The sequence below is a fragment of the Candidatus Arsenophonus lipoptenae genome (genome assembly GCF_001534665.1).
Classification (GTDB): Bacteria; Pseudomonadota; Gammaproteobacteria; order Enterobacterales; family Enterobacteriaceae; genus Arsenophonus; species Arsenophonus lipoptenae.
The window spans coordinates 499,281-515,115 of record NZ_CP013920.1; the positions used below are offsets into that span (position 1 = coordinate 499,281).

At 25.5% G+C, this 15,835-nt stretch carries 8 protein-coding genes, 1 tRNA gene and 1 pseudogene; 9 read left to right on the plus strand and 1 reads right to left on the minus strand.

Annotated features, from left to right (window positions below; translation table 11 throughout):
* The first annotated feature begins 19 nt into the window (after positions 1-19).
* The 3 genes from AUT07_RS02015 to AUT07_RS02025 all read left to right on the plus strand — a co-directional run bounded on the left by AUT07_RS02015 (position 20) and on the right by AUT07_RS02025 (position 2,371).
* Entirely contained in the window at positions 20-1,249 is a 1,230-nt protein-coding gene (locus tag AUT07_RS02015; RefSeq protein ID WP_066283516.1) for an aromatic amino acid transporter, read from the plus strand.
* A gap of 466 nt (positions 1,250-1,715) precedes the next feature.
* A complete protein-coding gene (gene rplY / locus AUT07_RS02020) occupies positions 1,716-2,015 on the plus strand; it encodes a 50S ribosomal protein L25 (RefSeq protein WP_066283520.1) in 300 nt (99 codons plus the stop codon).
* Between the two features lie 282 nt (positions 2,016-2,297).
* Positions 2,298-2,371 (plus strand) — tRNA-Pro (locus AUT07_RS02025).
* Between the two features lie 575 nt (positions 2,372-2,946).
* On the opposite strand, the pseudogene gyrA reads toward AUT07_RS02025, so the two are convergent.
* Positions 2,947-5,469: pseudogene (gene gyrA / locus AUT07_RS02030) on the minus strand (DNA topoisomerase (ATP-hydrolyzing) subunit A); the annotation flags it as partial.
* Between the two features lie 153 nt (positions 5,470-5,622).
* Here gyrA and ubiG point away from each other — a divergent pair.
* The 6 genes from ubiG to AUT07_RS02060 all read left to right on the plus strand — a co-directional run bounded on the left by ubiG (position 5,623) and on the right by AUT07_RS02060 (position 15,649).
* Positions 5,623-6,354 carry a bifunctional 2-polyprenyl-6-hydroxyphenol methylase/3-demethylubiquinol 3-O-methyltransferase UbiG gene (gene ubiG / locus AUT07_RS02035; RefSeq protein WP_066283522.1) on the plus strand — a complete coding sequence of 244 codons (732 nt, stop codon included), beginning with the start codon at positions 5,623-5,625 and terminating at the stop codon, positions 6,352-6,354.
* 328 nt (positions 6,355-6,682) lie between these two features.
* Complete coding sequence (gene nrdA / locus AUT07_RS02040) at positions 6,683-8,974, plus strand: class 1a ribonucleoside-diphosphate reductase subunit alpha (RefSeq protein ID WP_066283526.1); 2,292 nt, start codon at positions 6,683-6,685, stop codon at positions 8,972-8,974.
* A gap of 11 nt (positions 8,975-8,985) precedes the next feature.
* Complete coding sequence (nrdB, locus tag AUT07_RS02045) at positions 8,986-10,122, plus strand: class Ia ribonucleoside-diphosphate reductase subunit beta (protein ID WP_066283530.1); 1,137 nt, start codon at positions 8,986-8,988, stop codon at positions 10,120-10,122.
* 542 nt (positions 10,123-10,664) lie between these two features.
* Positions 10,665-12,560 carry a DNA topoisomerase IV subunit B gene (gene parE / locus AUT07_RS02050; protein ID WP_066283533.1) on the plus strand — a complete coding sequence of 632 codons (1,896 nt, stop codon included), beginning with the start codon at positions 10,665-10,667 and terminating at the stop codon, positions 12,558-12,560.
* A gap of 54 nt (positions 12,561-12,614) precedes the next feature.
* The gene (gene parC / locus AUT07_RS02055; protein ID WP_066283536.1) at positions 12,615-14,870 is read left to right on the plus strand and encodes a DNA topoisomerase IV subunit A; all 2,256 of its coding nucleotides are present in this window, start codon (positions 12,615-12,617) and stop codon (positions 14,868-14,870) included.
* Between the two features lie 47 nt (positions 14,871-14,917).
* Positions 14,918-15,649 carry a 1-acylglycerol-3-phosphate O-acyltransferase gene (locus AUT07_RS02060; protein ID WP_066283538.1) on the plus strand — a complete coding sequence of 244 codons (732 nt, stop codon included), beginning with the start codon at positions 14,918-14,920 and terminating at the stop codon, positions 15,647-15,649.
* The last annotated feature ends 186 nt before the right edge of the window (positions 15,650-15,835 follow it).

Sequence of the window (15,835 nt, forward strand, 5' to 3'; positions counted from 1 at the left end):
TTAAATATTGAGTGATATCATGCAATATAGTAAACGTCCTTTCATACTTAGTGGCACAATGATTATTACAGGAACAACTGTTGGTGCTGGAATGTTATCGATTCCTATCGTAACTGCTGGTGTTTGGTTTATAGGTTCAATAATTTTGTTAGCATATACCTGGATATGCTTGTTTTTTTCTGGTCTAATGATTTTAGAAGTAAATATGAATTATCCTATTGGCACTAGTTTTCATACTATGGTGAAAGATTTATTAGGTACTAAATGGAATATACTAAATAGTATGTCAATTATGTTTGTTCTTTATATCTTAACATATGCGTACATTTCAGCTGGTGGGAAAATTATTGCATATAATTTTGATAAAATTATATCGATAAACTATACTATTTCTAGTATATTATTTGGTTTATTAATTTCTTTTATTATTTGGCTTCCAACTAAAGTATTAGGTCGCTTAAGTATTATTTTAATTTGTGGTATGATGGTTTTTTTTATTATTTTTATCAGTGAAATTATAAAAAATATTTCATTTGAAATTTTGTTTAATCAAAATGACGTTGATAAAAATTATTTTTATTATACATTTATTGCCTTACCTTACTTATTAACTTCTTTTGGTTATCATGGTAATATACCAGGATTAATTAAATATTATAATGGGGAAAGTAAGGCTGTTATTTTAAGTATATTAAATGGTACATTTATTGCTTTAGTTATTTATGTTTTATGGCAATTTACTATACAAGGTAATATATCACGTATTAGTTTTAAAGAAATTCTTTTTGAGAATGCCAATGTTGATTCACTCTTACGACAAATTAATTGTTATATAAAAAATAATTCTATTAAACAGTGTTTAAATATCTTTTCTTATATGGCTATTATAAGTTCATGTTTAGGTGTTACATTAGGTTTATTTGATTTTTTAACTGATTTTTTAAAATTTAAAGATAATAATATAGGACGTTTACAATCAGTCATAATAACTTTTACTCCACCTATTATTTTAACTTTATGTTATCCTAATGGATTTATTCATGCTATTGGTTTTACTGGTTTAGCGGCTACTATATGGGCAGTAATAGTACCAGCTATGATGATGAAGGCTAGTAGAAAAAAATTTCCTAGTTCTGTCTATTATGTGCCTAAAGGTAAAATATTATTTTGTTTTGTTATATCATATGGTTTAATGAATGAAATTATTCAGATATTATCTATGTTTAATATATTGCCTGTTTACAATTAATATTTTTATAGCATTTCAAAGAAGTATTAAAATTAGATACTTTAATATTTATAGATTATATCTATGATAAATAATCATATTAAATCTAAACATTATTTTATAAATTAATTACTAATTTAGTAATAAATTTTATATATAATTATATTAAAAACAACTTATCTAGTAATAGATATATTATTAAAAATAAATTTTTTACTTATCTGTTTTCTATAACAGAGTTACTTTTTTTAAGTATGTTAATCTATCTAAATATGATAATAGATCAATAGATCATTAAATTAAATAACTTAAGATATAGGAATATCAAAATTAAAAAATATTTAATTGAGTTTTTATTAATATTAATACATAATAAACTAAATTATAGATGTTTTATCTTAGTATATTTTTATTTTTTAGAAAATTGAAAATTACTTTTTATAATATCTTAACATATAAGTAAATATCTTATATTATGAGAATAATTATGATTATTATTAATATTGCAGAAATTCGTTGTAAAAAAGGAAAGAGTGCTTGTCGTCGTTTGCGTAAAAATAAAAAAATACCTGCCATAATATATGGAAGGAATCAGAATGGGGGAAATCAAAATCCTATTCTAATTGAAATTGATCATGATGAATTTATTAATCAAGAATGTAAATTTGATTTTTATCATACAATAATAATTATGATTAATGGAGAAGAAAATAAAGTAAAAGTACAAGAATTGCAAAGGCATCCATTTAAACCAAAGATTACACATATAGATTTCTTACGTATATGAAAATTTATGGTTGTATTAATATTTAAAATTAAGATTAAAATATAATTTTTCATTTAAACTAAATTTATTTATTTAAAATAAAATTATAATTAATTAAATTATAATTAATTATCTATGGGATAAGATAATATGGTTGTTTATATAATAAGATTATAGGCATTAGTAATTATAAAAATATAATAAGACAGTTGTTTTTTGGAAAACTATTAAAAATAAATATTAGTAATAGATAAAATTTATAGGTTTATTAATTTTTAATATATATGTTTTTATATATCATATCGGCATGTAGCGCAGTATGGTAGCGTACCGTCATGGGGTGTCGGTGGTCAGAGGTTCAAATCCTCTCATGCCGAAAAATAATAAGTTATTTTTTTAATTTTTTAGAAAAATAAAATAGTTAATATATTTATATACTTATTAATAGTAATGTTTACTAATTAATTTTTTTCTAATATTTAATTATTATTTTTATACTTTATAAGTATAACATTATTTATTATTTATTTTTAATAAATTTTGTCTTAACAATTTTCGTTATGATATAAATCAAATATTATATTTTAAATAAATATTTTAGTTAAAATAGTTATAATAGATAATATAGTTAATGGTTATTTGTTTATTATTAATCTAAGTAAATTTGATATAAAATATTTAAAAATTGTAAAAAATATAATTACTATTAGTTATTTTAATGTGCTGTTATTAGTTTTTAATATATTTAATATTATATGACCGGAAGTCGTATTTCGTTATTTATAGAACTAAATTAATAATAAATAATAGATAAAAGTTATAATAATTTAATATTACCTAATATTTTAAAAATTCTTTGTTAAAACTGTTATAATAAAATTATTTAAAGAATATAGTGATTTATTTTATGTAATATATTTATCATAAAAATATTAATTAAGTATCAACAAGTATCAATAATACGTTGTAAGCCAACTACTTTTTCATTACTATCAATACGCATTAAAGTAACACCTTGAGTATTACGTCCAACAATACTAACTTCTGTTACTTTTGTACGCACTAAAGTACCGGTATCCGTAATTATCATAATTTGATCATTTTTATCTACTTGTAATGCTCCGACAACATACCCATTACGTTTACTAACTTTCATAGAAATAACTCCTTTTGTAGCTCTAGATTTTGTTGAATATTTTTTTTGCTCTGTTAGTTTTCCGTAACCATTTTCTGTAATAGTTAAAATATCCCCATCATTTTTAGGTATAATTAAAGAAACAACTTTATCTTTAGGTTGTAACTTAATACCCCTAACGCCCATTGCATTACGCCCCATAGGACGAACTGTATTTTCAGGAAAACGAACTACTTTTCCTGCAGCTGAAAAAAGCATTATTTCATTTTTACCTGATGTTAAGCTAACCCCAATTAATTCATCACTATCATTTAGATTAATTGCAACCATACCATTTCCTCTAGGACGACTAAAATCTTGTAGTAATGTTTTTTTAACTATTCCTTTAGCAGTGACCATAAATATATAATGTTGATTATCAAATTGCTGTACTGGTAAAATTGTGGTAATACGCTCATTTTGTTTTAGTGGTAATAAATTAATTATTGGTTTACCACGAGCATTACGTCCTGATTCAGGTAATTGATAAACTTTTATACAATAAAGTCTACCTTTATTTGAGAAACATAAAATACTGTCATGAGTATTAGCTATCAATAAACACTTAATAAAATCTTCTTCTTTAATACGTACTGCAGATTTACCCTTACCACCGCGTCTTTGTGTGTCATAAATAGATATTGCTTGATATTTCACATATCCTTGATGAGATAGTGTAATAACAACATCTTCTCGATTAATTAAATTTTCCGTATTAATATCTGCTTGATTTTCAGTAATTTCTGTACGTCGGACATCATTATATTGTTCTTTAACTATTTTTAATTCATTACGAATAATCTCCATCAATTGTTTTTGATTGTTTAATATGTATGATAATGAAGTAATTTGTTTTATCAAATTATTATATTCATTTAATATTTTTTCATGTTCTAAATTAATTAATTTTTGTAAACGTAAGTCCAAAATTGCCTGAGATTGTAGAGTAGTTAAGTAATATTGATTATTTTTTACTCCGTATTGAGATTGAACCCATTTAGGAATAGCTAGTTTATTAGCTGGTTTTGCTAAGATATTAGTAATATTACCTAATTTCCAAGGATAAGTTATTAAAGCTACCTTTGCTTCATGAGCTGTTGAAGATTTGCGTATTAATTCGATAATAGAATCAATATTTATAAATGCTATTGCAAGAGCTTCTAATATATGAGCACGTTCTTGTGCTTTATGTAATTCAAAAATAGTTCTTCTAGTTACAACTTCTTTACGGTGACGAATAAAAGCTTCAATAATTTCTTTTAAGTTTAAAAGTCTAGGTTGACCATAACATAAAGCAACCATATTAATACCAAATGAAACCTGAAGTTGAGTGAGTGAATATAAATTATTCAGCACTACATCTGCTTTTGAATCACGTTTTATTTCAATGACAATACGCATTCCATCTTTGTCAGATTCATCACGTAATGCACTAATTCCTTCAATACGTTTGTTTTTAACTAAATGAGCTATTTTTTCAATTAAACGAGATTTATTAACCTGATATGGAATCTCATTTATAATAATTATTTCTCGTCCATTTATACTATCAACTTCAGTTTTAACTCGTGCTCGAATATATACTTTACCCCTTCCAGTACGGTATGCATTTATAATACCATTACGCCCATTAATAATAGCTGCGGTAGGAAAATCAGGACCTGGAATATATTTAAATAATTCTTCAATACTAATATTTTTGTTATCTATATAAGCTAAACAAGCATTAATAACTTCATTAAGATTATGTGGTGGAATATTGGTCGCCATACCAACAGCAATACCTGAAGAACCGTTAATCAATAAATTTGGAATCCTAGTTGGCATAATATCAGGTATTTGTTCTGTATCATCATAATTTGGAATAAAATCAACAGTTTTTTTATCTAAATCTTCTAGTAATTCATGAGCAAGCTTTGTCATCCTTACTTCAGTATAACGCATAGCAGCTGCAGAATCACCATCGATAGATCCAAAATTACCTTGGCCATCAATTAACGTATAACGCATTGAAAAGGGTTGTGCTAACCGTACTATCGCATCATAAACAGCACTATCTCCATGAGGATGATATTTTCCAATAACATCACCTACTATACGAGCTGATTTTTTATATGGTTTGTTCCAATAATTACCTAATACATGCATTGCGTATAATACCCGACGATGAACTGGCTTTAATCCATCTCGTACATCTGGAAGAGCTCGTCCTATAATTACAGACATAGCATAATCCAAATAAGAACTTTTTAATTCCTCATCGATATTAATATGAGTAATTTCTCTTGCTATATCGTTCATTAATTCATTATCCTTTATTATTCTTATTTTTGATAAGAATAATAATATCACAAATCAATATTTTATAAAAATATGAGGATATAATAAGCGATTATTTTACAAGATAAAGTAGAGCTTTTTTTAATATAACTTAATCAAAGGAGTAACTTTTTAATGAAAAAAAAAATATTAATTGATAATTTAAATATTGATAAAACTGAAATTAACAAATTTAGTTCTATTGCTGCTGATGGATGGGATCATAAAAGTGTTTTTCAATCTCTTCATAATATTAATCCATTACGTTTAAATTATATTATGCATCATGCTAATGGTTTATTTGGTAAAAAAGTACTTGATATAGGTTGTGGAATTGGAATCTTATCAGAAAGTATGGCATTAGAAGGTGCTATAGTAACAGGAATTGATATGGATACTAAGTCACTAGCAGTTGCAAGGCAACATGCTTTAAAACAAGATATCATAATTAACTATTTACAAGAAACAGTTGAATCACATGCAAAATATTACTCTAAAAATTACGATATTATCACCTGTATGGAAATGTTAGAACATGTCCCTAATCCTGAATCAATAGTTCGTTCATGTGCTAAATTAGTTAGATCTAGTGGTCATGTATTTTTTTCTACAATCAATCGTAATAAAAAATCTTGGTTTTGTGCAATCATTATTGCTGAACATATTTTAAAAATAATTCCAAAAGGTACACATAATGTAAAAACATTTATCAGACCTTCTGAATTGCTTAGTTGGATAGATAAAACATCTTTAGAAGAAAGACATATAATTGGATTACAATATAATCCAATTATTGATAAGTTTCAATTAAAATCTAATGTTGATATTAATTATATACTACATTTATCAATTAGTAATAATGATTAGTATTGTTAAAATTTAAAATTTTAAAAAATAAATATTATATTATATAGTAATTTTTTTTAATTTTTGATAAGATCTATTATAATAATTTTATATAAATAATTATCTAAATTTAAGTGATTAAAAAATAAATTTTTAGACTTTAGTAAATGTATTAATTACTATTGTTATATAATACTTTAATATAATAATCTAATATTATACTGGAATATATCTTTTGTTATTGTTTATCTACTTAATGATAGATATATCATAAGAATAATAACTAGGAAGAATTATTAACTTATTTTTTATTAGTTGATTTATATATCAATCATAGGCATATTCGCTAATGAGTCAAAAACTATTAGTTACTAAACGTGATGGACATAAAGAATATATTGATCTTGATAAAATTCATAAAGTAATTACTTGGGCAGCTGATGGTTTAAAAGATGTATCTGTATCACAAGTAGAATTACGTTCTCAAATTCAATTTTATGATGGTATTAAAACGTCTGATATTCATGAGACAATGATTAAATCAGCAGCTGATTTAATTTCAGCTGATACACCTGATTATCAGTATCTTGCAGCTAGATTAGCTATTTTTCATTTACGTAAAAAAGCTTATGGTCAGTTTGAGCCACCTAAATTATATCAACATGTTACTCATATGGTTGATATTGGTAAATATGATAAACATCTTTTAAATGATTATTCAGCAGAAGAATTTAAAAAAATGGATAGTTTTTTAGATCATTGTCGTGATATGTATTTTTCTTATGCGGCAGTTAAACAATTAGAAGGTAAATATTTATTACAAAATAGAGTAACAGGTAAAATTTATGAAAGTGCTCAATTTTTATATATTCTTGTTGCGGCTTGTCTTTTTGCCCGATATCCGCTTAAAACAAGATTAAGTTATATTCATAGTTTTTATGATGCAATTTCAAAATTTAAAATTTCACTACCTACTCCTATTATGGCTGGAGTACGTACACCAACACGTCAATTTAGTTCTTGTGTATTAATTGAATGTGGTGACAGCCTTAATTCTATTAATGCTACTTCTAGTGCTATTGTAAAATATGTGTCTCAACGTGCTGGTATCGGTATTAATGCTGGTCGAATTCGCGCATTAGGTAGTCCAATTCGTGATGGAGAAGCTTTTCATACAGGTTGTATTCCTTTTTATAAACACTTTCAAACGGCAGTTAAATCTTGTTCTCAAGGTGGTGTTCGTGGAGGATCTGCTACATTATTTTATCCTCTTTGGCATTTAGAGATTGAAAGTCTTTTAGTATTAAAAAATAATCGTGGAATTGAAAATAATCGTGTTCGTCATTTAGATTATAGTGTACAAATTAATAAACTGATGTATGAAAGACTTCTTAAAGATAAACATATTACTCTCTTTAGCCCTTCTGATGTAATTGATTTATATGAATCATTTTTTACTAATCAAGATGAATTTGAACTGTTATATTTAAAATATGAACAAGATACACGTATACGAAAAAAGCTAGTGAAAGCTGTTGATTTATTTTCTTTAATGATGCAAGAACGAGCATCTACAGGTAGAATTTATATTCAACATGTTGATCACTGTAATACACATAGTCCATTTGATTCTAATATAGCACCTATTAGGCAGTCTAATCTTTGTATGGAAATAACCTTGCCAACTCAACTAATGAATAATATTGATGATGATAAAGGTGAAATTGCACTTTGTACTCTTTCCGCATTTAATTTAGGTATCATTAATTCATTAGATGAATTAGAAGAGTTAGCTATATTAGCTGTTCGCGCATTAGATTCTTTGCTAGATTATCAAAATTATCCTATTTTTGCTGCAAAAAAGAGCTCTATGGGTCGTCGTGCTTTAGGTATAGGAATAGTAAATTATGCTTATTATTTAGCTAAAAATGGTGTTTATTATTCAGATGGTAGTAGTAATAATTTAACTCATAAAACATTTGAAGCAATTCAATATTATTTATTAAAAGCATCTAATGAATTAGCAAAAGAACAAGGACCTTGTCCATTATTTAACGATACAAACTATGCAAAAGGAATTTTGCCGATTGATAATTATAAAAAAGCATTAGATGAATTAACATCTGAACCGTTACATTATGATTGGAAGACATTGCGTAAAAATATCAAGAAATATGGATTGCGTAATTCAACTCTTTCAGCTTTAATGCCATCAGAAACCTCTTCTCAAATATCTAATGCCACTAGTGGTATTGAACCTCCTAGAGGTTATGTTAGCATTAAAGCATCAAAAGATGGCATTTTGCGACAAGTAATACCAGAGTACGAACGTTTAAAAAATAAATATGAACTATTATGGCAAATGCCAAATAATGAAGGTTATTTACAGTTAGTCGGTATTATGCAAAAATTCATTGATCAATCTATTTCTACTAATACGAATTATGATCCGACACGGTTTCCTAAAAACAAAGTACCTATGAATCAATTACTAAAAGATTTATTACTTGCTTATAAATATGGAATAAAAACTTTGTATTATCATAATACTCGTGATGGTGCAAAAGATATTCAATCAGATCTTGAAGAAAATATTGAATATACGGATAATACTTGTGATAGTGGTGCTTGTAATATTTAACATGAGGTGATATGGAATATCAATATACAACTTTTTCACAAATTAAAAATAATCAATTACAAGAACCTATGTTTTTTGGACAGCCTGTTAACATTGCACGTTATGATCAGCAAAAATATTTTATCTTTGAAGAGTTAATTGAAAAACAATTATCTTTTTTTTGGCGTCCAGAAGAAATTGATGTATCTCGTGATCGTATTGATTATCAATCTTTACCTGAAATAGAAAAACATATTTTTATCAGTAACTTAAAATATCAAACTTTATTAGATTCTATTCAAGGACGTAGTCCTAATATTGCATTATTGCCAATTATTTCAATTCCAGAATTAGAAACTTGGATAGAAACATGGTCTTTTTCAGAAACTATTCATTCACGATCATATACTTATATTATTCGTAATATTGTTAATGATCCATCAATTATTTTTGATAATATTATAACTAATAATGAAATTTTAAAACGTGCAAAAGATATTTCTTCTTATTATGATAATTTAATTAAAATGACTAGTTATTATCATATGTTAGGTGAGGGTAATCATATAATTAATGGTGAAAAAATAATCATTTCTTTATATGATTTAAAAAAACAATTATATTTATGCTTAATTAGTATTAATGCTTTAGAAGCTATTCGTTTTTATGTTAGTTTTGCTTGTTCTTTTGCTTTTGCTGAACGAGATTTAATGGAAGGAAATGCTAAAATTATAAAATTGATTGCACGTGATGAAGCAATGCACTTAACAGGAACACAGCATATATTAAATTTAATGCGTTCTGGTCATGATGATCCAGAAATGTTTATTATTGCTAAAGAGTGTGAAGAAGCATGTTATAAATTATTTATTCAGGTAGCCACACAGGAAAAAGAATGGGCTGATTATCTTTTTTGTAGTGGATCAATGATTGGTCTAAATAAAGAGATTTTGTGTCAATATATTGAATATATTACAAATAATCGTATGCAAGCTATTGGATTAAAGTCACCATATAAAACTAGTTCTAATCCAATTCCATGGATTAATAGTTGGTTAGTATCTGATAATGTTCAAGCAGCACCACAAGAAGTAGAAGTTAGTTCTTATTTAGTAGGTCAAATAGATGCTAAAATTGATTTAGAATATCTTCGTAATTTTGAGCTATGATAAAGAATAATTATAGATTTTATCTATTAATATGGATAATGTAGATTGTTTATAATAAATTATTTTTGTAGATTTTAAAAATCTAAGTCTAAAATTATGATATAAATATAATATTTATCAATAATAACAATATATGTTGTATTATTTTAATCTATTATTTATTTTTATATTTTATTATTTGGAATGTAATATTTTCATTTAAAAAGCAACTTTCTACTAGATAAACTTTTCTCTTTTTCTCTTATTTTTTATAAAATATTTAATATAAATGGTTTACTTAGAAAAAATCTTTTTTATTAATTTTATTAAATTATTTATATATATTAATGATTTATTTAAATAATGAATCATTAGGATTTTATATAAAGCTTATTTTATTACTGAATAAATATAATATATAAATAACTATTTTAGTACAGTTTTGTATAAAAGTTTAATTTTTAAATTATAAATACTTATTAGTTAGTATTAAATTACTGTTTTATAATTTATATTTTAATAATTATTATATTTAATTTTTTTAAAGATAATGTAGTAATAATATGACTAAATTTAACTATAATGCTTCTTCAATAGAGTGGCTCAGTGGTTTAGAACATATACGTAGACGTCCAGGAATGTATACAGATATTTCTAACCCTAATCATTTATCACAAGAAGTAATTGACAATAGTATGGATGAAGTTCTTGCTGGTCACGCTAAAAACATTGATGTTTTATTATATAATGATACTTCATTAGAAGTTATTGATAATGGTCGAGGAATACCTATTGATATTCATCCTGAAAAAAAAATACCGGCTGTAGAATTGATTTTAAGTTATTTACATACTGGTAGTAAATTTTCTAATAAGAACTATCAATTTTCAGGTGGATTAAATGGTGTTGGTATTTCTGTAGTAAATGCTTTATCTAAACGTATTGAAGTAACTATCTATCGTAATAGTAAAATATATCAAATTATTTTTGAAAGTGGTAAGAAAGTTCAAGAACTAGAAGTAATTGGTTGTTGTTTAAAAAATAAAACAGGTACTAGTATTAGATTTTGGCCAGAACATCATTTTTTTGATAATTATCAATTTTCAATTTCATTTTTAATACATTTATTAAAAGCTAAAGCTGTACTATGTCCTGGTGTTAAAATAGTTTTTAATGATAAGACAAATAATAAAGTGTATAGATGGTATTATAAAAATGGTTTAATAGATTATATTATGGGAGAAGTTAATGGTTTAATTACTATACCTAAAAAGGCTTTTATTGGCAATTTTTCTTATCAATTAGGAATAATTGATTTAGCATTACTTTGGGTACCTAAAGGTGGAGCCACTTTGACAGAAAGTTATATTAATCTTATTCCAACTACAAATGGTGGTACTCATGTTAATGGATTACGTCAAGGTTTATTAAATGCAATAAAAGAATTTTGTGAATATCGTAATTTACTTCCTCATAGTGTTAAGTTAATTGGTGATGATATTTTTAAATATTGTTCTTATGTATTATCATTAAAAACACAAGATCCACAATTTGTTGGACAGACGAAAGAACGGGTTTCTTCTCGTAAAATTTATACATTTATTTCTAATACAGTACATAATGCTTTTAATTTATGGCTACATCAACATATTCAAGAAGCTAAACAATTAGCTGAATTAATCATTTCCAATGCAAAAAAACGTTTACGAGAATCTAAAAAATTTATCATCAAGAAACCATTTTTTTGGCCTACTTTGCCAGGTAGATTAGCAGATTGTATTTCTAAAGATTTAAAAATTACTGAATTATTTTTAGTTGAAGGAGATTCAGCTGGGGGAACTGCTAAGCAAGCTCGTGATCGTAAATATCAAGCAATTATGCCTTTAAGAGGTAAGATACTAAATACGTGGGAAATTTCCTCCAAAGAGATATTATCTTCGAAAGAAATTCATGATATCTTTTTAGCAATTGGTATTGATCCAAGTAGTCAGAATCTTAATACATTACGTTATGGTAAAATTTGTATTCTTGCTGATGCAGATTCAGATGGATTACATATTGCAACATTACTCTGTGCATTATTTATTCGTCATTTTCCATCTTTGGTAAAAGGAGGTTATATTTATATTGCTATGCCACCATTATATCGTATTGATTTAGGTAAAAAAATATACTATGCATTAAATGAAATTGATAAAATCACCATTCTTAATAAATTACATTATAAATTAGGTAAACCAAATATCCAAAGATTTAAGGGATTAGGTGAAATGAATCCGGTTCAATTACGTGAAACTACTCTTAATCCTAATACACGACGTTTAGTACAGCTTATTATTAATGATAAAAATAATCAAAAAACATTTACAATTATGGATATGTTATTTGGAAAAAAAAGATCAAAAGATCGTAGAAATTGGTTACAAAATAAAGGCAATGCTATAGAAATAGAAGTATAAAAAATAATTAGAATTAATAATAATTATATAGTAATAATTTAGGATGTTAAATATATGAGTAAAAGTATTACATGTAATATAGAGAGACAACCACTTTATGAATTTGTTGAAAATGCTTATCTTAATTATTCCATGTATGTAATCATGGATAGGGCTTTGCCATTTATAGGTGATGGTTTAAAGCCAGTACAACGTAGAATTATTTATGCTATGTCTGAACTTGGTTTTATTCATTCTTCAAAGTATAAAAAATCAGCTAGAACAGTAGGTGATGTATTAGGAAAATATCATCCACATAGTGATAACGCTTGTTATGAGGCCATGGTTCTTATGTCACAATCATTTTCTTATCGTTATCCATTAATAGATGGTCAAGGAAATTGGGGGGCCCTAGATGCCCCCAAATCTTTTGCAGCTATGCGTTATACTGAATCGAGATTATCAAGATATGCAGATGTTTTGCTGGCTGAATTAAAATATGAAACTGTATCGTGGAAACCTAATTTTGATGGAACATTAATTGAGCCAAAAACACTTCCAGCAAGATTGCCAAATATTCTTCTTAATGGTACTGCAGGCATTGCAGTTGGTATGACTACAGATATTCCTTTACATAATATTCGTGAAGTAGCAAATGCATTAATTGTTTTATTAGAAAATCCTCAAGCTGATCTTAATACATTGATGAATTTTATCCCCGGGCCTGATTATCCAACATCAGCAGAAATTATTTCTTCAAAAGAAGATATTCAAAATTTTTACCAAACTGGCAAGGGTTCTATTAGATTGCGTTCTTTATGGCAAGTAGATAATGGTAATGTAATTATTACTGCACTTCCTCATCAAGTTTCAAGTTCTAAAGTTTTAGAACAAATTACAGCACAAATGCGTGCAAAAAAATTACTTATGATAAAAGAATTACGCGATGAATCAGATAATAAAAATCCTATACGTTTAGTGATCATACCAAAAAGTAATCAAGTAGATTGTGAACAATTAATGTTATATTTATTTGCAACTACTGATTTAGAAAAAAGCTATCGAGTTAATTTAAATATGATTGGATTAGATAATCGACCAGCAGTTAAAGGTTTAGTAGAAATTTTAAATGAATGGTTATTATTTCGAAAAGAGACTGTACGTAATCGGCTACATCATAATTTAGCAAAAGTATTAAATCGGTTGCATATTTTAGAAGGTTTATTGAAAGTTTATATTAAAATAAATGAAGTAATTCGTATTATTCTTTATGAAGAAGATTTGAAAGAAATATTAATGACACATTTTTCCCTTTCAAAAATTCAAGTTAATTATATTTTAGACTTAAAATTACGTAATTTAGCTACATTAGAGAAATATAAATTATATGCTGAGAAAGATGAATTAGAAATAGAGAGAGATCAAATAAAAAATATTTTAAATTCAGAATATTATCTGAATACTTTAATTAAAAAGGAAATTGAAAATGATGCTCAAATTTTTGGTGATGATCGTAGATCGCCTATCAAAGAATATATAAAAACAAGAAGCATTCATAAATACGATACCATAACTTCTTCTAAACCAATAACTATTGTTATATCTACTATGGGCCGTATTAGAAGTATAAAAGGTCATGATATTGATCCAGTGAATTTAAATTATAACACTGGAGATAGTTTCTTGAGTGCAGCAAAAGGTTATGCTAATCAAACAGTTGTTTTTTTTGATAATATTGGTCGTAGTTATTCACTGAATCCTATTAATTTACTTTCCATTAGTAGTTATGGAGAGTTATTGACTAATAAATTTATATTACCCACAGGTGTAATGATTAAATATGTATTAATGGCTAATGAAGAGCAAAAGTATTTATTAGCATCTGATGCTGGTTATGGATTTATTTGTAATTTTAATAATTTAATTACGAAAAATAAATCAGGCAAGGAATTAATAAAATTATCTAATAATTCTAAATTATTATCACCATTAAAAGTTAATGATAAAGATCAAGACCTGTTATTATCAATTACTAAAGCAGGTAGAATGTTAATATTTCCAGTTAGAGATTTACCTCAACTTTCCAAAGGAAAAGGGAATAAAATTATTAATATTCCAGTTGACAAATCATCTCATAGAGATGATTTGTTGAAATGGTTAATATTTTTAAAATCACAATCTTCAATTATAATATATTTTAGTAAAAGAAAAATAAAATTAAATGAAAAAGATTTACAAAAATATTATGCTAAGCGAGGTTTTTATGGTCATTTATTACCTGGCAGATTGCGTAGTATTGAGCATATAGAAGTAATTTCTTCTAGTAATTAAAATATTAATTTTTTATATATGTTAAGCAATTATAACTTGAGGTAAATATGTTAGCTGTTATTCGTATTTTTATAGTAATAATATTTACGATATTAGTTTGTATATTAGGTTTTATTTATTGTTTATTTAATCCAAGAAATCCGCGTCATGTTATGTATTTTGGTCGTCTTTTTGGTAAATTATCATATATTTTTGGCATTACTATTATTACCAGAATACCTTTAAAAGCAAAAAATTATGGTCCTAGTATATATATTGGAAATCATCAAAATAATTATGACATGATAACTATGTCAAATGTAGTACAACCAAATACTATAACTGTAGGTAAAAAGAGTTTGTTGTTTATTCCATTTTTTGGTCTATTATATTGGTTAACTGGTAATATTCTTATTGATAGAACTCATCGAATGAAATCGTATTATACCATTGCACGAATAGTTAAACAAATTAAAAAAAAGAAAATTTCTATTTGGATGTTTCCTGAAGGTACTCGTAGTAGAGGTAAAGGTTTATTACCATTTAAAACCGGTGCATTTCATGTGGCTATTGCAGCCGGTGTACCTATAGTACCTATATGTTTATCTGAAACATACGGACGAATAAAATTAAATCGCTGGAATAATGGAATTGTCATTGTCGAGATGTTGGAACCTATTGATACAACAAAATATAATAAAGAAAATATACAAGAATTATCTGATTATTGTTATAATTTATTTAGAGCTACAATTTTAAGATTAAATAAAGAAGTAATAAATTTAGAAAAAACAAAATAATATTTATTTAAATTGTTTTTAGTAGTTTTTAATATTTGTTAAAAATTATTTTAAAAATGATATTTTCATATCAAAAATAATTTTTGATTTATAAAAGTTTTTAATTAAAGTTCATCTAACTAATAAAATATAATTTATTTAATTAATATTTATTATGCTATTTATATTATATTATTTATATAATAA

Bases quoted from the DNA above. Each gene is read 5' to 3' on its own strand.
- parC (WP_066283536.1), top strand. From the start codon at position 12,615: ATGAGTAAAAGTATTACATGTAATATAGAGAGACAACCACTTTATGAA.
- AUT07_RS02060 (WP_066283538.1), top strand. From the start codon at position 14,918: ATGTTAGCTGTTATTCGTATTTTTATAGTAATAATATTTACGATATTA.
- rplY (WP_066283520.1), top strand. From the start codon at position 1,716: ATGATTATTATTAATATTGCAGAAATTCGTTGTAAAAAAGGAAAGAGT.
- nrdB (WP_066283530.1), top strand. From the start codon at position 8,986: ATGGAATATCAATATACAACTTTTTCACAAATTAAAAATAATCAATTA.
- AUT07_RS02015 (WP_066283516.1), top strand. From the start codon at position 20: ATGCAATATAGTAAACGTCCTTTCATACTTAGTGGCACAATGATTATT.
- nrdA (WP_066283526.1), top strand. From the start codon at position 6,683: ATGAGTCAAAAACTATTAGTTACTAAACGTGATGGACATAAAGAATAT.
- parE (WP_066283533.1), top strand. From the start codon at position 10,665: ATGACTAAATTTAACTATAATGCTTCTTCAATAGAGTGGCTCAGTGGT.
- ubiG (WP_066283522.1), top strand. From the start codon at position 5,623: ATGAAAAAAAAAATATTAATTGATAATTTAAATATTGATAAAACTGAA.